At 66.4% G+C, this 18902-nt stretch carries 17 protein-coding genes and 2 pseudogenes; 7 read left to right on the top strand and 12 right to left on the bottom strand.

The annotated features are described in order from the left end of the window. Positions 1–45: 45 nt before the first annotated feature. From ACGF4F_RS25935 to ACGF4F_RS25905, 7 genes are all read right to left on the bottom strand, one after another. A complete protein-coding gene (locus tag ACGF4F_RS25935) occupies positions 46–687 on the bottom strand; it encodes a GNAT family N-acetyltransferase (protein WP_393081030.1) in 642 nt (213 codons plus the stop codon). Positions 688–721: 34 nt separating this feature from the next. Beyond that, positions 722–1396, bottom strand: a complete 675-nt coding sequence (locus ACGF4F_RS25930) for a GPP34 family phosphoprotein (protein ID WP_393081027.1) — start codon at positions 1394–1396, stop codon at positions 722–724. A gap of 10 nt (positions 1397–1406) precedes the next feature. Then, complete coding sequence (locus ACGF4F_RS25925) at positions 1407–2351, bottom strand: acetamidase/formamidase family protein (RefSeq protein WP_393081419.1); 945 nt, start codon at positions 2349–2351, stop codon at positions 1407–1409. A 65-nt stretch (positions 2352–2416) separates the two neighbouring features. Then, positions 2417–3823: an APC family permease gene (locus ACGF4F_RS25920; protein WP_393081024.1), complete on the bottom strand. Its 1407-nt coding sequence runs from the start codon at positions 3821–3823 to the stop codon at positions 2417–2419. A gap of 167 nt (positions 3824–3990) precedes the next feature. Continuing rightward, positions 3991–4680 carry a class I SAM-dependent methyltransferase gene (locus ACGF4F_RS25915; protein WP_393081021.1) on the bottom strand — a complete coding sequence of 230 codons (690 nt, stop codon included), beginning with the start codon at positions 4678–4680 and terminating at the stop codon, positions 3991–3993. Positions 4681–4686: 6 nt separating this feature from the next. Then, positions 4687–5055 (bottom strand): hypothetical protein, encoded by a 369-nt coding sequence (locus ACGF4F_RS25910; protein ID WP_393081018.1) that lies wholly within the window; start codon positions 5053–5055, stop codon positions 4687–4689. Positions 5056–5184: 129 nt separating this feature from the next. Next, a complete protein-coding gene (locus tag ACGF4F_RS25905; protein WP_393081015.1) occupies positions 5185–5922 on the bottom strand; it encodes a hypothetical protein in 738 nt (245 codons plus the stop codon). Between the two features lie 640 nt (positions 5923–6562). Here ACGF4F_RS25905 and ACGF4F_RS25900 point away from each other — a divergent pair. Further along, on the top strand, positions 6563–7798 hold the full coding sequence (locus ACGF4F_RS25900; protein ID WP_393081012.1) for an XRE family transcriptional regulator: 1236 nt from the start codon (positions 6563–6565) through the stop codon (positions 7796–7798). Here the strand turns inward: ACGF4F_RS25900 and ACGF4F_RS25895 are convergent. Together ACGF4F_RS25895 and ACGF4F_RS25890 are read right to left on the bottom strand one after the other, a co-directional pair. Next, positions 7795–8451 carry an HAD family hydrolase gene (locus ACGF4F_RS25895; protein ID WP_393081009.1) on the bottom strand — a complete coding sequence of 219 codons (657 nt, stop codon included), beginning with the start codon at positions 8449–8451 and terminating at the stop codon, positions 7795–7797. The two genes, ACGF4F_RS25900 and ACGF4F_RS25895, sit on opposite strands and share 4 nt — an antisense overlap. A 287-nt stretch (positions 8452–8738) precedes the next feature. Then, positions 8739–10091: an HNH endonuclease gene (locus ACGF4F_RS25890; RefSeq protein WP_393081006.1), complete on the bottom strand. Its 1353-nt coding sequence runs from the start codon at positions 10089–10091 to the stop codon at positions 8739–8741. A gap of 291 nt (positions 10092–10382) precedes the next feature. Here ACGF4F_RS25890 and ACGF4F_RS25885 point away from each other — a divergent pair, with 291 nt between their 5' ends. Next, complete coding sequence (locus tag ACGF4F_RS25885; protein WP_393081003.1) at positions 10383–11063, top strand: hypothetical protein; 681 nt, start codon at positions 10383–10385, stop codon at positions 11061–11063. Between the two features lie 237 nt (positions 11064–11300). Here ACGF4F_RS25885 and ACGF4F_RS25880 read toward each other — a convergent pair. Beyond that, positions 11301–12120, bottom strand: a pseudogene (locus ACGF4F_RS25880) (IS5 family transposase). A 93-nt stretch (positions 12121–12213) separates the two neighbouring features. Here ACGF4F_RS25880 and ACGF4F_RS25875 point away from each other — a divergent pair. Beyond that, on the top strand, positions 12214–13011 hold the full coding sequence (locus ACGF4F_RS25875) for a DUF4268 domain-containing protein (RefSeq protein WP_393081000.1): 798 nt from the start codon (positions 12214–12216) through the stop codon (positions 13009–13011). A gap of 86 nt (positions 13012–13097) precedes the next feature. Next, positions 13098–14217 (top strand): annotated as a pseudogene (locus ACGF4F_RS25870) (IS630 family transposase). Position 14218: 1 nt separating this feature from the next. Here the strand turns inward: ACGF4F_RS25870 and ACGF4F_RS25865 are convergent. Next, positions 14219–14542 carry a hypothetical protein gene (locus ACGF4F_RS25865; RefSeq protein WP_393080997.1) on the bottom strand — a complete coding sequence of 108 codons (324 nt, stop codon included), beginning with the start codon at positions 14540–14542 and terminating at the stop codon, positions 14219–14221. 59 nt (positions 14543–14601) lie between these two features. Further along, positions 14602–14883, bottom strand: coding sequence for a hypothetical protein (locus ACGF4F_RS25860; protein WP_393080994.1), 282 nt, complete (start codon positions 14881–14883; stop codon positions 14602–14604). On the opposite strand from ACGF4F_RS25860, the gene ACGF4F_RS25855 reads away from it, so the two are divergent. The 3 genes from ACGF4F_RS25855 (at position 14876) to ACGF4F_RS25845 (ending at position 18357) form a co-directional block, all read left to right on the top strand. After that, entirely contained in the window at positions 14876–15013 is a 138-nt protein-coding gene (locus tag ACGF4F_RS25855; RefSeq protein WP_393080991.1) for a hypothetical protein, read from the top strand. The two genes, ACGF4F_RS25860 and ACGF4F_RS25855, sit on opposite strands and share 8 nt — an antisense overlap. After that, a complete protein-coding gene (locus tag ACGF4F_RS25850; RefSeq protein ID WP_393080988.1) occupies positions 15004–15315 on the top strand; it encodes a tetratricopeptide repeat protein in 312 nt (103 codons plus the stop codon). Before ACGF4F_RS25855 ends, ACGF4F_RS25850 begins: the two co-directional genes overlap by 10 nt. A 1002-nt stretch (positions 15316–16317) precedes the next feature. Then, positions 16318–18357 carry an ATP-binding protein gene (locus ACGF4F_RS25845; RefSeq protein ID WP_393080985.1) on the top strand — a complete coding sequence of 680 codons (2040 nt, stop codon included), beginning with the start codon at positions 16318–16320 and terminating at the stop codon, positions 18355–18357. Positions 18358–18902 lie beyond the last annotated feature (545 nt).

The following is an 18902-nucleotide window of genomic DNA, read 5'->3' as shown; positions in this document are numbered from 1 at the left end:
GTTGGTGTCACCGGCTTGGTCCGTGTGGTGACGAGGGCGCTGGGGCTACGCATGAAAGCCCTGCCAGCGGTTGTCGACCGGGCGGCTGGTGTTGATCGGTAGGCCGCTGCTGCTGCGGTGAGCGTTGCGACGTACCGGACGCAAGGTCGGGCCGTTGGGCAGGGTGATCGGTGGTCGCGGTGTGTAGCCGTAGCGCGCGAACAGGTGCTCCCTTTCTGCAAGGACGGCAGCCCAGGACGGTAGGCCAATGCTGTCGAGTCGGCTGCGGTGATGGGTAAGCAGCGCTGTGCCGTAACCGGCCCCCTGAGCATCAGGACGCACGGCGAGGAACGCGAGGTGGTAATGCGGTTCGGTGGGCTGTTTCGTGGACAGCAGGCTGTCCAGCAGGTCGAACCGGTCGACATGGCTCCCGGCGGCGTCGGTGAGGCGGATACGGTAGTTGGCCGGTGGTGGGATGGGCCGGTAGCGGTGGAAGCCGACGGTGGCAGCGGTGACCTCGTCGGTGAGGTGGATGTCGCCGAAGAACATCGCGTGCTCCACCCAGATCCCAACCACGTCGGTCAGCACCTGGTGCCGCTGTTGCGGGTCGGGCACCAGCCACGCGGCGAGCGGGCTGGAGTGCAGGGCGTCGGCGATCAGCGCGGCGACCAGGTCCTTGTCTGTCCAGCGGGCGGCGCGGATACGCACGGCAGTCTCCATCGGATGGGTACCTCGGGTTGGGTCATCGGTAGGTGGCGGTGGCGAGGTCGCCGATCGCGGCGTCGACGGCGGCGGTGATGTCCCGCACCGATCGATGGTGCTGCGCGGCGATTACCGTCAGCCGTTCTGTGAGGGTGGCCGTGTCGCCGTCGAGGTAGAGGTGGCTGGTCAGGCCGAGGGTGGCGACCAGGCCGGCGAGGGCGGCGGTGTGGTTGTCGGGTTGCTCGCGGCCTTGCGCGAGGTACCGCAGGCGGGCCCGGGCGATGATCGCCCACTTGCTGTCAGTCGCCGTGTAGATATCGGTGCGGGCGAGGCCGCCGAGGCGTCGGCGTGTGCTGTGGCGGAGGATCCCGGCGGCGACGAGACCTGCGCGGGTGCGCTCGTACAGGTCGTCGGCGAAGTCACGCAGAAACGCCTTCACCGGCGGGGCGGTGCGCCGGCAGCGGATGGCGGCGATGGCGGTGTCGGCGATCAGGTCGCCGACCGGTTGGTCGGTGTGCAGGCGCAGCCACCGTGCGCCGGCTGGGCGGTCGTCGTTTGGGTCGAGGGCGATCCGTCCGGCGAGGAAGATGTCGATCAGGACGGCGCCGGCGAGCCCGAGCGCCAATGCTTGCCGGTGGATGTGCGGCTGGCCGGTGTCGTCGTTGTGGCCGAGCAGGAACAGCTCATCCCGCAGCGGCAGTCGAGGAACGGTCATGGCGCCGCCCCTAACCCAGCCCTGGGACGAGCTGCCGCAGCCGGCTGTGCACCCCGCCGTAGGCGGGCTCCGGCGATGGCAGTAGCGCCTTGTCGACCGCGGCGAGGACCGTGTAGTTCGGGTCGCACACGTTGCCGATCGGCGCCCGCCCGGCCTGGGAGACAAGCTGGTACGCGTCGAGCGTCTCCAGCCCGGTCAGGGCCTGCACCCAGCCGACCATGTCGTGCTGCGCGATGCGGTAGGCGTCCTCGAGGGGGCGGGCGCACCCGATCGACATGATCGACGTGTCGGTTTCCAGACGTGGCCACATGGTCGGCACGCCCTTGATGACCTCGATGGCGAGGATTGTGGTGGTGGCGATCTCGACACCGACGCCGCAGGCTTCGCCGTCGCCTTGGCGGGCGTGGCCGTCGCCGAGGGCGAGCATCGCCCCGTGCACCCTGACGCCGAGATACAGGGTGGCCCCGGCCCGGAGCTGCGGGGTGTCGAGGTTCCCGCCGTGGGCGTCCGGAACGATCGTGGGGCGGGCCTCGAACCCACCGGGGGCAACACCGATCGTGCCGATCATCGCCTCCAGGGGCAGGTCCACCGTGTGGCCGGTTTCGGTGGCCTGGAACCGCACCGTCCCGGCCTGCTGGTCGATGCTGTACACCCACACCCGCTCCTCCAGTGGCGGCTGCAGGGTCGCGGTGTGCGAGGTCGACGTGAGCGCGCCGAAGTGCGGGAACGTCGATGACACACCCCAGTCCCGCGCCGGGGTGATCGAGATGAGGTGGATGGCGAGGGTGTCGCCGGGCTCCGCGTCCTCGACGAAGAACGGCCCCGACACAGGGTTGAGATAGGGCATGCGGCACACCTGCGACGGCAAGTCCCCCGGCCCCCGCACGAGGCCGCCGAAGCAGTCCTCCGTGAACACCTCAAGCACATCCCCGGACCGCAGGTGCGCGACCGGCATCCGCCCGCCAAAGGTGTAGGCCAGTTCGTCCCGCGCGGGACGGTAGGTGATCTTCTCCACGGCGGTCACACCCGCTCCACGTCACGCTGCTGCGGCTGCGCCGGTGCCAAGCCAGAGAGCACCGGCCGGCGTCCCGACAGGTACAGGCCGGCAAGCACGAGCACGCCGAGAGCGAGCCAAGCCAGGCCCAAGCGCTGGGCGGCGATGTTCGCGTTCACCACCACGTAGGCGAGGATCACGAACCCGACCACGGGCATCACCAGATGCCCCCGCCAGTTCCCGCTACGCCGACGGATGAGGTGATGTACGACCACGGAGACGTGCAGGACCAGGAAGGCGACCATCGCCCCGAAGTTGATCAACGACGACAACAAGGTGATCCCATCCACCCGGGTCGCCATGTACAGGCCCAGGGCGAGGGACACGACGCCGGTGAGCAGGGTGGCGTTGATCGGCACGCTGCGGCGGATCGACACCTTCGCCAGAAACGCGGGCAGCTGCCGGTCCCGCGCCATCGCGTACAGCAGCCGGGATGTGGCGACCTGGGCGACCATCGAGTTCGGCAACCCCCACGCGATCGCGGTGGCCACCGCACACAGGGTCGCCAGCCAGCCCCCGCCGGCCATCTGGGCGGCGTCGTAGAACGCAGTGCCGTTCGGGTCACCGTCGATCAGCAACGCCCCAGGGTTGGGGACGAGCATCGAGGCCAGCCACGTCTGCGCGACGAACAACAACCCCGCCAGCACCAGGACCGCGGCCATAGCTCGGCCGATCTGCCGAGCCCCACCTTTGGCCTCCTCAGCCAACATCGAGATGCCGTCGAAGCCCAGAAAGCTAAGCACGGCGATCGACACCGCGCCCGCGACCAGGGACCAGGTGAACGTGTCCGGGTTGTAGAAAGCCTCCCAACTGAACCGGCCCTTCCCCGAGCTGAGGGCCCAGCCAGCGGCGGCGATGAAGATTGCTAGGACGATCAGCTCGCCGACCAGCATGACCCGGGTGACCACTGCGGTCATACGGATCCCGACCGAGTTGACGACGGTGTTGACCGCGACAAACCCGAGCAGCCACGCCCACACCGGCACCGCAGGCACGGTCGCGTGCATCGCCACCGACGCCACCAAATACAGCAACCCGGGTACGAGGACATAGTCGAGGAGGATCACCCAGCCGGCGAGAAACCCGACCGGTGGGCTGATGCCTCGGCCGGCGTAGTTGTAGACGCTGCCGGACATGGGGAACGCCTTCACCATCTGCGCGTACGAGAACGCGGTGAACACCAGCACCACCACGCCGATCGCATAGGCCAGGGCGACCATCCCACCGGAGCCGGCGTACACGCTGCCAAAGATCGCCATCGGCGCGATCGGCACCATGTAGACGAGGCCATAGGCCAACAGGTCCCGGAACCGCAACTGCCGGCTCAACTCCTGCCGGTAGCCATAGCGGGCCAGCTCCTCCTGATCGAACATTTGCGATCCTTCCTGATGAGGGGTGGTGGAGAATCGGCTGCGTGCCGCTGTCGGTCTGGACCAACTGGCACGTCTTCTTGCCGGTTTCTGAGTCGTGGCTAGCTACGCTCGGGGCGGTAGCCAGCGGAGCTTTTGGCGGTTCGGGCAGGGTCTGCGATGTCCTGCGGTCAACGGCGCGAGGCATTGGACCCCTCGCCGGGCTTGTGGGCGCGTACGAGTAGGCAGCAGATCCCGTCGCCGGTGGGAGTGTGGATGGGGTCCACGCCCAGGCACCGCAGCCCAGATGCGGTGACGGCGGCTTTCCAGCCCTGCGGCCCAGGCGCCCAGCGGGCTACGGGCACCTGGCTTCCGTCAGCCAGCCGCAATCTTGTCCGCCGGGGGCCGAGCCATCGCGGATCCGGTACGGAGAACAGCAGTCGCCCGCCGGGACGTAGATGTCGTGAGATGAGCGGCAGGAGTTGCTCGGGTGGACACAGTCCCACGGCGCCGAAGATGGAGAAGCAGATGTCTAGCGGACGTGCGCGGGCGAGGAAGACGCGCGCGTCTGCGCACTGGAACCGGATCGGCAGGTGTCCCCAGCGGGTGCGCGCTCGGGTGATTTGTAGCGGTGCGACATCCACGCCGATGCAGGTAGCGCCGCGTACCGCCAGCGGGGCGAGGTTGTCGCCGTTGCCGCAGCCGAGTTCTGCCACAGCCAGCCCGCTGACGTCGTCGAACAGCTCTGTTCCCGGACCGTGCCCGGGATACTGCGTCCACTCGACGCGGCCGGGAGTCATTGGTCGGTCGTCCGGCAGCGCGAGGCGGGCTTGGCGGTCCCACGCGTGCCGGTTGATCGCCGTCGAGATGCTGGTATGCATGGCGCGCTACGACTGGGTGACGTCGAGGCAGGACTGCACGTTGCGCATCTTCTTGCCCAGGTTCACGAGGCTTCGGGCAGCTGCCTTGAGATCCTTGGAGGCGGCCCGCATCGCTGCCAGGTTCGCCGCGTCGGTGTCGGCATTGGCCTTGGCCCAGCGGTCGATGGTGCGGGCGATGTGTTCGGCGAGTTCGGCCTCCTTGGTGACCACGCTACGGAAGTGGCCGGCGGACTCGGTCCAGTTCCACGGGTGGGGCTCATGGCCGGCGCCGGCGGTGTCGAGCTGGTAGTTGGTGTACTTCAGCGAGGTGCTGATGCCGTCGAGCATGTCCCGGACCGTCACGACCCGGCCGCTGGTGTCCCTGGCAATCGCCACTGCCACTCCTCGGATGTCCTGGGGTGGCCACGCACGGCGCGGACGGCTGGGCGCGGCCACCGGTTCGGGTGACGGTGGCCGCGCGCACACGATGCAGCGGCGCAGGCGCCGCGCGGCCACCGGTTCTTCTCAGGTCAGCGGGGCAAGGGTTCGCTCGATCCAGGGCACACGCATGCCGGCCAGCTCGCGGCGCATCGTTTCGACGTCGGTGCCGAAGGGCACGACGCAGCCGCCGGACATGTTGGGTGCGCCCTGGCAGGCGTGGACCAGCCTGCCGCCGAGAGCCGCGTGCGCGAGGATGCTCTCGCGCCTGCGCGACTCGTTGAACCAGGTGCCGTGATACAGCTCGTCGAGCACTTCAGCGGTCGCCTTGTCCAGATCGTAGACCACTTGAGCGGCGGCGCACAGCATCCAGGCAGGGGAAACGTTGCTGATGTGCCCGTCCAGCTCGACCCGGTTCAGCGCCATCAGGGTCCCGCACTCGCGCAGCATCAGCAGCGTCCCGTCGGGCACGAAGTCCAGGCCGGGGTCCTGCAGGTGCTCCTCTCGGAACATGTAGGCGTACACGTCGTGTGCGGTGCGCAGCACCTCGGCCGGGTCCGTGGCGGAGTAGCCGTGTTCCTTGACGAAGTCCAGCACGAGCTGCTCGATCGTCAGGTCCCCGGTCTCCACAGCCGGAAGCAGCTCGTCGCGAACCCGTTGCCAGTCGCATAGCAGCCAGCTCGGGTTCTCGTAACGGAAGAAGAACTCCTCCGGCTTGATCGTCAGCGTCGGTCCGTCGACCGTAATGCCGGGGATGCGCTCCCAGGTCCTGGTGAACGGCACGGGCAGGTCAACCTTGATAACGTCGGCGGTGGCTACCGTCATAGCGGCAATTCCTCTCAAGATGGGGTGTGACCGTTTGCGGTGGTCGGGCGGTCCTGCGGAGCTAGCCGGCTGGCAGGACCGCCGCAATGAGGGACGCTGGGAAGGGCGGTGGCACCTCCTTGTGCCTCGGCTGCCAGCACTGGGCGGCCCCACAGGAATTCCGGCGGGGCCGCCCAGTGCGAGGCGGCGGCTGGGAGCACCCGCCGGTCACTCGCCCGCGCAGCCCATTGGCGGTACGGCAGACGAGGAATCAGCCTCACGGACATGCATCCGGACACCGCAGCAATCGGCCAGGTCAACTCCCTGTCCGCCTTGCCAGACTCGATCAATCTGTCCACCATGAATTCCCTGATGTCGATGACAATGGGTCCGTGAGCTGACCCGCACAAAGCAGCGGTCTTCGACGCTTGCCAACAGGGAACCGTTCACGGGAGGCCGGCGGTACCGTCCACTAGCCGTCCGCTCACGACCAGGTAATGACGGCCCGTAGCGGAGGTGACTAGCGTGACCGCCGTGGACAGGCAAGGCGGGAGGTGCTCAGATGGCCGGAAGGCGCTATCCCCCCAACCGGCGGCTTGCGTGGGAGAGGCTCCAGCGGGGCTGGTCGTATGAGGAGGTCGCCGAGCGCATTCGCGCAGGGATGAGACTCGCTGGAGAGAGCGACACCGGGCTCAACGCCAACACCGTGCGGCGATGGGAGACCGGCGAACGGTGGCCGGACCCGCGCTACCGCAAACACCTAGTGGCCATCTTCAACAAGCCAGCCAGCCAGCTCGGCCTCCTCACCACCGATGAGCTGGCGCTGTGCCCGCAGGCGGAAACACTGCACGAGTTCAGGAGGTTGTGGGACATGCTCACCGGAGACGAGAACGAAGCCGGCTGGGACCGGGCAGCCGTCCTACGCGCACTGTTCGGCGCCAGCATGCTGCCCCTGGTCGCTCCGCTGCTGTCGCTGGACCCGCAGACAGCGCATGCGGACACGAAGACCATCGACCCGGACGCCTACACCCAGATCGTCCGCTGCCAGCGGACGCTGTACTGGACCAGCCCGGCGAGGTCGCTCTACGAGGCCGCATACGCCCACACTCAGCTTGGCACCGGGCTCGTCCGCGGGACGAGCGGCACCAGCCGCACCACCCTCGCTGCAGCCCTCGCAGAATCCGCGCTCCTCACCGCGCGGCTGGCGTTCTTCGACCTCAACCAGCCTGCCATCGCTCAGCGCTGCTACGACGTCGCCCTCGCCGCCACCAGGGAAGCCGGAGACCACGCCCTGGCCGCCGCCGTCCTCGGTCACATGGCCTTCATCCCCGCCTTCAGCCACGACCCTTCCGCCGCCCGCCCGCTGATCGACGCGGCGCTTCAGCACACCTGGCACGGCGTCAGCCCGGCCGTCCGCTCCTGGCTGCACTGCGTCGCCTCAGAGGTCGAAGCCCGCGCCGGCGCTGGAGCAGCTAGCCGTCACCAGATCGACCTCGCCGCAACCGCGATCGAGGCCAACCCCACCCCGCCGGATTGGCTCGACTTCTACGACGTCGGTCGTCTGCGCTCATTCGCCGGCTACGCGGCCCTAGCGGCCGACGACTACACCGAGGCCACCAGGCAGCTCACCGAGGCTCTCGCCGGCCTGACCGCCACGGCAGCCAAGCAGCGCAGCGTCATCCTCGCCGACCTCGCGTCCGCACACCGCGGCGACGGAGACCACGCCGCCGACTACCTCAACCAGGCGATGGACGCCCTACACAACGACTGGTACGGCACCGGCCTGGACCGTGTCCGGGCCGTCCGGCCGGCACTCGGCGACAGCCAGCAAGGCAGGCAGCTCGATGAACGGATCGCCGCCCTCACCGCGAGCCGAGCCGCACTGCCCGACCGCTAAGCCGCCGACTCGTTGTGCTTGCGTACCAGCTCGGGCAGCTCAGCCAGCGAGTCGAGCCGAAACAGGCAACGCTCGCTAACCATCTTGTCATCGAGGATGTGCCCCCACGGGCCACGCCGGACCAGCGCGGTCGCAATCCCGGCGTCTTGTGCGGGCCTGATGTCGTTGTCCAGCCGGTCCCCGACGTAGAGCACCTGATCGGCTGGACAGCCCGCCTCCGTCACAACGCGCTCAAAGAACGCCGCCGAAGGCTTCTCCACACCCCAACCGTCCGACGTGCCGATCACATCCACCGGCAGGTCCAAGGCGCGCAAAATCGTCTCGGCCCGTGCCGTCTGGTTACCGGCCAGGCCCACCTGCACGCCGAACTCACGCAGCGCGGCCAGGCACGGCCGAGCATCCGGGTACAGGTTCTCCTCCGAGAAGTGCTCCGGCTGACCAGCCGCTGCGCGGCGCTCCCGCTCCTCGGTCAGATCGAAGCCTGGACGGAAAACCTGGAACGTTTCCCGGTAGTCCAAGCCGCGAGCGATCACCGCCCCGAAGACGGCCGAGAAGGTGTGCCGGGGTACACCCAGCCAGTCCGCCCAGGTCCCGTACTCCCGGGACTCGTCGACGATCGTCTCTCCCACGTCGAAAAATACACTCGCGATCACCCTGCGATTGTGCCGCTTCGGCCCAAAGTGATCAACACGGGTGAGTGCATCTCCGGAAGAAGGGTTGTCGGCGGCCAGTGAAAGAGGCTCTGATCCACTCGTTGTGGAGTGGTGCCAGTGCGTGGTGCTCAGGCATGCAGGATGTGAGGTTCCCCCGGTTGCTCGGAGACTTTCGATCATGGCCTGACAGGCCTGACCAGGAGGTTCTCTGTGCCCGCCCCCTCGTAAGTATCGCCCCCGCGGTCGGCCGCACCGCCCGGGTAACGGTCGGCTGCGGAAATCGTCACTCATCGCCCGTGGTCGCGGCGGTGCGCCGCCAACGCCCGCCGGTCCGGCCGGTGCGCGGGATCCGCCGTCGGCGGCAGTTCGACCCCGGCGAGCTCGCCGTAGTGGTCGAGGCCTTCCGCAACCTGGACTCGGTACGAGTCGTCGATCCAGAGCAGCCCCTGGTCGAAGAGGTTGTGTAGGTCCGCTCGGAGTAGAAGGCCGTTGGAAACCCGGTTGGTGGCCGGCCCGTCGTACGGCTCGATGTGCGCGGCCTGCAGCGCCGCCTCCACGCCGCAACCGCTGATTACACAGCGGCCCTGGTACGCCTCGATGAGCCGGCGACGGAAGTCGGCCTGTCCCTGTCGGGCCGTCACCTGCGCCAGCCGCCGACGGCGGCCCTCCGGCAGTCCCTCGGGTTCGGGCGCCCAGGCCTCGTCCAGGATCTTGGCCAGGCGGTCCGACTCCACCGGCTGCGCGGCGCGAACGCCCTGCACGACCTTCTCCAATACGTCTGTCCCGGCCACGTCGCGTCTGAGCAGGAAACGGGTAAGCGGCACCTCCCAGCGGATCTCCAGCCGCCACTCCGAACCGTCGCCGTCGGCGCGGAGGTACGGGTCGGCCCAGGCGGTCCCGGCGGCCACGATCCGCCGGTGCGGGGTGCTGGCGTAGACCCAGATGCGGTCCCCGGCCCGGATCTGATGAAAGCAGGACGAAAGGTGCCAGTCGTCGTACGCGCCGTCGGCCGGCAGACTCCCAAACATCTCCAGCACGTCCTGCTCATAGCCCCACACCTCGGTCCGGTCGTTCACCGGATAGATCCACTCAGCGGCCGGGCGCGCACGGCCCAGCACCTCGTCGACAAGCCGGTGGCTGTGCCCGGTGCCCTGCATGGTCCGCGCGGTGAGGAGGGCGGAGGTCAGGTGCCGGACTGCGGCAGCGAAGCGCTCGTCGGCGAGCGCCACAACCAACTGGTCGTACCGGCCGCACACCCGAACCTGGTCCGGTCCCGCGTCCCGGTAGTCCGACAGCTCCTCGGTGAGGCCCGGAAACTCCCGGGCCAGGGCACGGCCGGTCGGCCAGTGCCGGCGGAGCACGGACCGCCGGACGACGACGAACCCCTCGGCCATATGCTGGTTCTCCGGATCGAGCGGTTGGTGCAGAACGAAAGTTTCCATCGTTCGCATGCACACTGCGGACAGCCGGCGCGGGCTGCTCTTGGTGTTCGGCAGGCAGGAAAGGGTCCAGTACTCCCGCTCCGTGCCGGCCGGGTTGGGCACCGCGACGTCCAGGTACGCCCGGTTCGCCTCGACCACGGCGGAGTAGTACCCGCTCCCGCTCAGCCGCTCGAACTGGTTCTTGCCGTTGGCCACCATACGCTTCGTCGACTCCTCGTCCCGGCCTTGAGGCCGACGACCCGAGCGCCCCCCAAGTGGGCGATGAAGGAATGGTGATGCTAGTAAATGCGCTGGGCGGGCGCGCTGCCATCGGCGAAAGCCGGGGCCAGACCGGGACCAACACCCGACGCGGAACGACCCGCTCGGGTGGCTGTGGTCACCCGAGCGCTCCTCTCGGTGGCCGCCTGGGAGGTTGCCACGGTTTGTTGGACAGAAGCAGGCTGGGAACTGGCGGAGACTCCGCCGAGCGATCAGAAAGCAGGTGCCACAGTGGCCCCGATCGAGGTCGCCGGTCGACCGGTGAACGACCCGCTCGGCGTCATCGTCGACTACTGCAAGCGGCATGCCCGCACGGTCCGCGCCTACGACTGGCTGGCCGGCACGCACCCCGTGCTGACGCCGAAGCTCATCAAGGTAACTCGCGCACCGTACATGGGCAGCAGAATTAGCCGGGAGCAGGAGCGACACCTGCTCCGTTTGAGCGAGACCGCGCCCTGGGACGACGTCCCGCTCGACGCCCACCTCCGCGACGCCGACCCGATGCTCAGCGACGGCCACTACGACTGTGCGCTCCGGTTGTACCAGCACTTCTTCCAGGATCGTCCGCGAGGGCTCGGGCACGCGAAGGTGAGCAAGGCCTTACACCTGGTGCGGCCTGGCCTGTTCCTCATCCTCGACAGCGCGCTGCTGCGACGGTACCGGCGGGCCGCCGAGGTCGCGGCGCGTGAACTGCAGCAAGCAGGCAGCCGGCACGCACCACCGCGGCGGGCCTACTGGGCGGCATACCGCACGGATCTGCTGCGGGCCGCCGAGGGCCTCGCGTTGTTACGGGCCGCCGCACGCGACCACGACGATCCACTGGTCGCCGAGGCGGCGGATCGCCTGTCGGACGTACGCCTGCTGGACATCCTCGCCTGGATGCCGGACCGAGGGGCTTCAGCGGCCTCGTGACGGTCGACCCTGCGACGCCAGCGCCGAGAGGTGGCCATGAGGCGTCAGGACCGGCCTCACACAGATACGGTCGGCGATATGACCTCTATGGACGCCGGCGAGGGATTGCCCACGCTCGGCAAGCTCGAACTACTCGACGTGCGGAAAGTTTGGAAGCACGAGGCGCACACCTTCACGCCGTGGTTGCTGGCGAACGCGGATGTGCTCAGCGAACTGCTCGGCATGGACTTAGAGGTCCTAACAAAGTCGTACGACGTGTCGGTACGTGATGATGCAGGTGGCGAGGGCGAGGAAGGCTTCGTGGATGTCGTCGCGGCGCTCCCAGCGGATGCGTAGCCGTCGCATGCCGTGATACCAGGCGATCGTGCGCTCAACCACCCACCGGAACACGCCCAGTCCGGAGCCGTGGGGTTGACCGCGGCGGGCGATGCGCGGGCGGATGCCCTTGGCCCGCACCGCCCGGCGGTACTTGTCGTGGTCGTAGGCACGATCGGCGAAGACCTGTTCGGGGCGTCGGCGGGGCCGGCCGCGTCGCCCGCGTACGGGCGGGATCTTGTCGATCAGCGGGAGCAGTTCGGTGACGTCGTGGCGGTTGCCGCCGGTCAGCGACACGGCCAGGGGGATGCCGGCGCCCTCGGTCAGGACGTGGTGCTTCGAGCCCGGCGGGCGCGGTCGACCGGGCTCGGGCCGCTTTTGGGCCACGTCGGGCAGCCCGTACATGCGAGGAGTCGATCACTGCGCGGGACCAGTCGAGCTTTCCGGCTGCCTGAAGTTCAGCCAGCAGCAGCTCGTGCAGCCGCTGCCACACTCCGGCCCGGTTCCACTCCTCCAGCCGCCGCCAGCAGGTCATCCCGGACCCGAACCCCAACTCCTGGGGCAGGAACTCCCACTGGATGCCGGTGTGCAGCACGAACAAGATCCCGCACAGCACCTGCCGGTCCGGGATCCGCTTGCGTCCCGGGTGCCGTGGATTGCGCTCACGTTTGGGCAGCAACGGCTCGATGCGCTGCCACAGCCCGTCCGACACGATCCACGGCGGCTGCTCGCCACGCCTCACGGCCCAACATCGTAGATCAACCTCTACAAGGGACGAAATACCCAGAGATCATTTTGTTAGGACCTCTTAGTGCTGTCGTCAGCGGAACACCCAGTGGGCGGATTCTCGCTGGACCTGATCGGCGTCGATGAGGCGACGAACGAGACGGTGATCATCGAAAACCAGCTGACGAGGACGGACCACGGCCACCTGGGTCAGTTGCTGACCTACGCCGGCGGAACGGATCCGGTCAACGTGGTGTGGATCGCGACCGAGTTTCGCGAGGAGCATCGGGCCGCGTTGGACTGGCTCAACACCCGTACGGACGAGAACACGCGGTTCTTCGGTATTGAGATCAGTGCGGTACGCATCGGCGAGTCGGTGCCGGCGCCCCTCATGCGCCTGGTCGTGCAGCCGAACGCCTGGGGCAAGAAGGTCAAGGCGATCGCCAAGGGTGACACCACGGCAAGCGACCGAGCATTGGCCTACCGGGGGTTCTGGACGAGGTTCCTGGAGGCGGTCCATGACCGCAAACTCGGGTGGACGACGTCGACCAAGGGCTCGCCGCAGAACTGGCAGTCCCTGCCCGCCGGCATGAACGGCATCTCGTACACGTGCACGTTCGGCCGGTCTGGCCTGTCGAGCGAGATCTTCTTTCAGGACCCCGATCCCGCGGTCAACGACGCGCGTTTCGCCGCCGCCCGCGCCAAGCTGGAGCCGACGTTCGGAAACACCCTGTCGTACGAACCGCTACAGGACAGGAAGGGTTGCCGCATCGCGGAGTACCGGAATGGTGACATCGGCAACGGAGACGACTGGCCCGAGTACGTGACATGGTTCATCGACGCTCAGACCCGCCTTCGTACGGCGATAGCCGAAGCCGGCGGCGTGGCCCCGCTCATCACTCCCTAGTGCCGTGACCATGAACGTTCACGGTGTTGGCTGACACGCCGTCTGGCCTGTCGGCCGGGTGGCGTTGCGGCGGTCAGGCTGTGGAGGTGGCAGATCCTGTACGCGTGCGTGCGGCTGAGTGACCAGGAAGGTCAGCAGCTGCTCAGAATCACCCGCCGGGGAACCGGTTCACCGATTCGGTTACGGCGGGCGATGGTCGTGCTCGCCTCGGCCGGCGGAACACGGTGCCGGCGATCGCCCGCTTGGTCCAGGCCGACGAGGACACGATCCGGCAGGTCGTCCACCGGTTCAACGAGATGGGGATGGCCAGCCTGGACCCTCGGTGGGCGGGTGGCCGTCCCCGCCAGATCAGTCCTGACGAAGAGCGGTTCATCGTCGAGAAGGCCAACACCCGCCCGGAGAAGCTGGGGCGGCCGTTCACCCGGTGGAGCGTCCGCAAGCTCGCCGACCACCTGCGCCTTCACGCCACCCGCCGGGTCCGGATTGGGCGGGAACGGCTGAGGCAGATCCTGCACCGGCACCGGATCACCTTCCAGCGGACCAAGACGTGGAAGGAGTCCACCGACCCGCACCGCGAGGTCAAACTCGCCCGGATCGAGTACGTGAGCAGCCACTTCCCGCAGCGGGTGTTCGCGTTCGACGAGTTCGGTCCCCTGGTGATCCGGCCGCAGGCCGGCACGGGGTGGGCGCCGGCCGGACGTCCCGATCGACTGCCCGCGAACTATCGCAAGCTGCACGGGGTCCGGCAGTTCCACGGCTGCTACTCCGTCGGTGACGACCAACTCTGGGGCGTCGTGCGGCGCCGTAAGAGCGCCGCGAACACCCTCGCCGCGCTCAAGTCGATCCGCGCCGCGCGTCCGGACGGGGCGCCGATCTACGTGATCCTGGACAACCTGTCCGCACACAAAGGCCGGAAGACCCGGGCATGGGCGGCCCGGAACAAGGTCGAGCTCTGCTTCACCCCGACCTACGCCTCCTGGGCCAACCCCATCGAGGCCCAGTTCGGGCCGCTACGCACCTTCGTGATCGCCGGCTCGGACCACCCGAACCACCCGGCGCTGACCCGGAAACTGCAGGCCTACCTGCGCTGGCGCAACGCCAACGCCCGCCACCCCGCTCTGGCCGCGCAACGGGCGTGAACGTGCCCGCATCCGCAGTGAGAAAGGCATCCGCTGGGGTGGACGACTCCTTGCTGCCGCGGCCTGACCTATCGCGCGGCCCGCAACGCCGCCGCGACCTGGACGACATCCAGGTCGACGACGACGTCCTCACCATCCCGCACGCCGCGCTCACCGATCGCCAGACCGATCAAGGCCAGTTCGGCGGCATCGTCACGCAGTTCGTACTCTTCGCGACTCTCCTCGCCGATTCCGCCCAGTTCTTCGCGATTCCAGGCGGCGACGGCTGACTCGGCTAGAGACCGAGGCAACCGCACGCTGATCCGACTGACTTGGGGATCGAGACGAGCACCGATCGCCACCAGCACGGTCCGGTCCTGCTGATATCGCAGGTACTGTTCGCGATCTTCCACGAGCCGAGGCTACTCAGGCCCAAGCGAGCCAACGATCCCAGGCCGGTGAACGTTAGTGGTCAGGGCACTAGCAGTGCACCATTCTCGGTGAGGCGAAGCGGCGAGGAGGCGGCGTGCCACTGTACGAGATCAACGACGGACGCCTGCGGCGGCACGACGCGGTCCGGTTCGCCGCCCTCGGGCTCTACGAGCGCAAGGACCTGCAACGACTCCTCCGCGACGACATCGCCGTGCTCAGCCCCGATCTTCTGGTCGTAGCCGAGGAGTTCGGCAACTGGGAGGACTCCCGGCGCCGGGTCGACCTGCTCGCCCCTAGACAAGGCCGGGCATCTCGTGGTCATCGAGCTCAAGCGCACGGACGACGGCGGCCACATGGAACTCCAAGCGCTGCGGTACGCGGCGATGGTGTCGGCCATGAGCTTCGACGAGGTGGCCGCCGCCTACGACTGCCCGACCTTGCCATGTCACTGAACAGCCTGGGGCTCTCGTTGGGTGAGCTGGGCCGCCACGACGAGGCGCTGGCCGCAATCGAGGAAGCCATCACCGCCTACCGCCGGCTCGCCGACGCCAACCCCGCCGCCCGCCTGCCCGACCTCGCCACGTCACTGAACAACCTGGCGGCTTTGTTGAGTGAGGCGGGCCGCTACGACGAGGCACTGGCCGCGACCGAGGAAGCCGTTGCCATCCGCAACCGGCTCGCCGAAGCCAATCCCGCAGAGCACCCACGGTTGCCTTCGCGGTGGCAGGGTGAGACCAAGGGGCTTGAACCCTGAACCCGTCCCGCGTGCCTTGAGTCCACTCGGACCGGGCGGACCGGCCGCCTGACCTCGGTGGGTTCTTTCGCTGCCGTACAGGATTTGACAGTCCTTGTCGGAGTCACCTGTGCCCAACTTGTGCCCGAGGATCTTGATTGCTCCGACTGCGAGCGCGACATAGTGGACAGATGCCGAAGGACAACGAGGCCGCGACTCCTCACGAGTTGCTCGACGGTGCTGGCCATCGGGAGCGCATCGTCGATGATTAGATGTATCGACTTCCGCCTGGGCGCGCTACCGGGCGGCTCGACTCAACTGTTCGCCGCTCCGCAGCACCGACCCGTTGCAGTCGCAACCCGGCTGATGGGCGAAGGGGCCTCCCTGATCAACGCCGCTGAAGCCTGTGCTTCGTTAGTCTGGCAGCATTAATTTCCGGACGAGGCTGAGCCGCCGATCTGGATCCAGCGCTTCCTGCCGGAGTCCGGGTCGCCGCGCATCGCTGCTGTCTTCTTCACCGTCGACGCCGAGACGCGGCAACTGTCCTGCCCGTGTGGCGGCCAGTACGCGACGAGGACATAGAAGCCCTGCTAGGACAGCGCGTCGACCGCGACCGCGGGGGCGAGATTCAAGCCGGCCGAGCCTGAGCCAAAGGACAGACTGGAGGGCTATGCGCCAGCGTGGGTTGCTCTGGTTCCGAAACCCGCTCCGCTTCGCGAAGCGGCCTGCATGTCGGCCGGCACACCTCTGTGGCGCCGTCTCGCCCGCCAGCTCGTACCGCGTCGGTGCTCGCGGCTGCTGCTGGTACCACGGCGGCGACTGGCACACGGCTTCGAGCTGGCCATCCGGCTCGTCCGCGAGGCTCAAGGCGCAGGCGTTCTGCACGAGGACGTCCCGCACCATGTTGGCGAACAGGCCGCAACCATCGCCTTGAGTGACTGGGAGCGTTAGGCGCGCCAGGGTTTCCCCTCAGCCATCGACCGATTACAGTCGGACATCAAGCTAAGTCGCGCAGGGGGAACGATGACTCTAAGCACATCCCTTTCCGGTCGCCTCCGCAACACCTCCCTGCCCAAGAGTCACGGACTGTTACCGCTATTCGAAGCGGTAGTCAACTCGATTCAGTCAATCGACGCCGCGTATCCCGAAGGCGACTCAGGCAAGATCGCCGTCGAGATCACGCGACTGCCTCAGCTGAGCCTTTTCGAATCAGGTAGCAGGGGCGAGCGCGGACCAGCTCCCCAGGAACCCATCCTTTCGTTCAAGGTGACAGACAATGGCGCGGGTTTCCATAACGAAAACATGTTGTCTTTCGAAACGCTCGATAGTGAGTACAAGGCGGAATATGGCTGTCGTGGAGTTGGCCGACTGCTGTGGTTGAAAGCCTTCCAAAAAGTCGAGGTATCGAGCGTATTTCTGGATAAGACCGGACACTTCTTCGAGCGATCCTTCTCATTCACTGCGGACAAGGGGGTCACCGACGAAAGTGTGGCCGCCGCTGACTCTAGGGAAACCGGTGCGACGGTAACACTTTCAGGATTTCGTGCAGTTTATCGGGATACATCGCCGAAAAACCTATCGACGATCGCACGAAATCTGCTTGAGCACTGCCTGTGGTACTTTGTTCGGCCAGGCGGATGCCCCGACATCATTGTCATTGACGGGGATGAACAGATCAACCTAACTAATTTGTTCGCAGAGCACATGCTCTCTTCCGCGCAGACTGAAACGTTGACCGTTAAGGAGCAGAAGTTCGACCTAGTGCACCTGAAAGTACGTTCACGAGCAGGGATCGAGCCTCAAATAAACTGGTGTGCCGCAAATAGGGTAGTGCTTGAGGAGAAGATTGCCGACAAGATCCCAGGCCTGCACGGCAGGTTGAATGATGGCGACACCCCCTTTGTCTACTGTTGCTACGCCACCTCGAATTTCCTAGACGAAAATGTCAGGTCCGAGAGAACTGGATTCGACATACCCGAGGATACGGAGGGCACGATCCTTGCCGGTGAGCTAGGGATGTCGGAGATTCGCGCGGCCATTCTGCGTACTGCCGAGGAATACCTGGGCGATCTGCTTAACGAGTCCAAGCAGGCGGGGAGAGCGCGGGTCGAGAACTTCGTCAATCACAAAGCTCCTCGATATCGTCCAATCCTTCGTCACCTCGATCAAGACAAGCTGTGCGTTAGCCCCGAGATATCCGAAAGAGAACTGGAACTTCTGCTACACCGCCAGCTCTGGGATCTTGAGACAGAGCTGCTGGCGGAAGGCCAAGAGGTCTTGAGAGCAGAATTGTTGGACGATTCGGTGGAACAGCAGGAACGCCTTCGCGAATACCTTGAAAAGGTAGACGACGTAAAAAAATCAGACCTAGCTGCCTACGTATCCAAACGACGAGTCGTTCTTGACATGCTGGCGAAGGCGATCGCAGCGGACCAAGATGGCAGGTATGTGCGAGAAGACGTCATCCACAACCTGATCATGCCGATGCGGAAGACATCCGACGACGTGCCGCTTGACGTCTGCAACTTGTGGATAATCGATGAGCGTCTAGCATTTCATAACTACCTTGCGTCCGATAAGCCGCTGGCCACCTCCCCAATAACCGAGTCACCAGCCCGACAGGAGCCAGACCTCCTTGCGCTACAGGTCTGCGACTCTCCCATGCTAGTTGCTGAAGGCACTAAGCTGCCTCTAGCGTCGATCATTGTCGTCGAGATTAAACGGCCAATGAGGGCAGACTCTAAGCAAGACGGCGGTCCCATCTCACAGGCACTTGGCTACCTTGACAAAGTTCGCCAGGGGAAAGTACGTACGACGCAAGGACGACCGATCCCTGCTTCTGACCAAATCCCCGGTTTCTGTTACGTCATCTCAGATCTGACTCCCTCTGTGGTGGAGCATTGCAGGATGATGGGGCTCAGGATGACGCAAGACAAGCTCGGCTTTTTTGGCTACAACGAGAACTACAAGGCCTATATCGAGGTCATCTCGTTCGATCGACTCCTCAACGCCGCAAGCGAAAGGAACCGGGCCTTCTTCGATAAACTCGGACTGCCTGTCTAAGAGCTGTGTCGGGATCTTCGACGAGTCAGACGTCCCAGTCGGCCGGCTCCGTGGTGCATCGGCGTCGAGGACGTTGCCTCCTCTGGTCGGGTGGTCGCCTCGCTGCTCGGCGCTGTTGCTGCCGCACTCGGTCGGGGATCCGTCGTCGAACGGCTCAGTGTCAGCGAGGCACGCCCCGTCACCCCAACGCCTACGAGCCGTGGCAGCTGGCCGGTTCGCATGTGTGTTCGAGTAGCTCCAATGGTGGTGGACGTTGCGGCAGCGGGTGTGAGGACGTAGCCGATCGGGCACACAATGACGCAAAACGTGCCTGACTAAGCCCTAGGCGGTCAAGGCCGAGAGGAACAACCGGCCCAACAGCACTTCCATCGCTATCTCTCAATTGCATCTCTCCGCTACAGTCGACCTCGCGTGCAGATCACGATTCCGTCGAGGGGAACCGATGGTTTTTAGTACTCCAGCCGGGGATGTTGACCTTGGCTGAGCTGTGGCGTGATGCGGCGCGGGAACGAGGGCAGCCACCGTCGATCATGGACGGTTGTGTG

Origin of the sequence: Micromonospora sp. NPDC047740 (genome assembly GCF_043204735.1) — a bacterium.
Lineage (GTDB): Bacteria > Actinomycetota > Actinomycetes > Mycobacteriales > Micromonosporaceae > Micromonospora.
The sequence above is the reverse complement of the archived record's forward strand: the minus strand, read 5'-3'. Positions and strand labels throughout refer to the sequence as shown.

Bases quoted from the DNA above. Each gene is read 5' to 3' on its own strand.
- ACGF4F_RS25850 (WP_393080988.1), top strand. From the start codon at position 15,004: ATGTCACTGAACAGCCTGGGGCTCTCGTTGGGTGAGCTGGGCCGCCAC.
- ACGF4F_RS25930 (WP_393081027.1), bottom strand. From the start codon at position 1,396: ATGACCGTTCCTCGACTGCCGCTGCGGGATGAGCTGTTCCTGCTCGGC.
- ACGF4F_RS25905 (WP_393081015.1), bottom strand. From the start codon at position 5,922: ATGACGGTAGCCACCGCCGACGTTATCAAGGTTGACCTGCCCGTGCCG.
- ACGF4F_RS25890 (WP_393081006.1), bottom strand. From the start codon at position 10,091: ATGGTGGCCAACGGCAAGAACCAGTTCGAGCGGCTGAGCGGGAGCGGG.
- ACGF4F_RS25845 (WP_393080985.1), top strand. From the start codon at position 16,318: ATGACTCTAAGCACATCCCTTTCCGGTCGCCTCCGCAACACCTCCCTG.
- ACGF4F_RS25860 (WP_393080994.1), bottom strand. From the start codon at position 14,883: ATGACCACGAGATGCCCGGCCTTGTCTAGGGGCGAGCAGGTCGACCCG.
- ACGF4F_RS25925 (WP_393081419.1), bottom strand. From the start codon at position 2,351: ATGCCGGTCGCGCACCTGCGGTCCGGGGATGTGCTTGAGGTGTTCACG.
- ACGF4F_RS25915 (WP_393081021.1), bottom strand. From the start codon at position 4,680: ATGCATACCAGCATCTCGACGGCGATCAACCGGCACGCGTGGGACCGC.
- ACGF4F_RS25900 (WP_393081012.1), top strand. From the start codon at position 6,563: ATGAGACTCGCTGGAGAGAGCGACACCGGGCTCAACGCCAACACCGTG.
- ACGF4F_RS25920 (WP_393081024.1), bottom strand. From the start codon at position 3,823: ATGTTCGATCAGGAGGAGCTGGCCCGCTATGGCTACCGGCAGGAGTTG.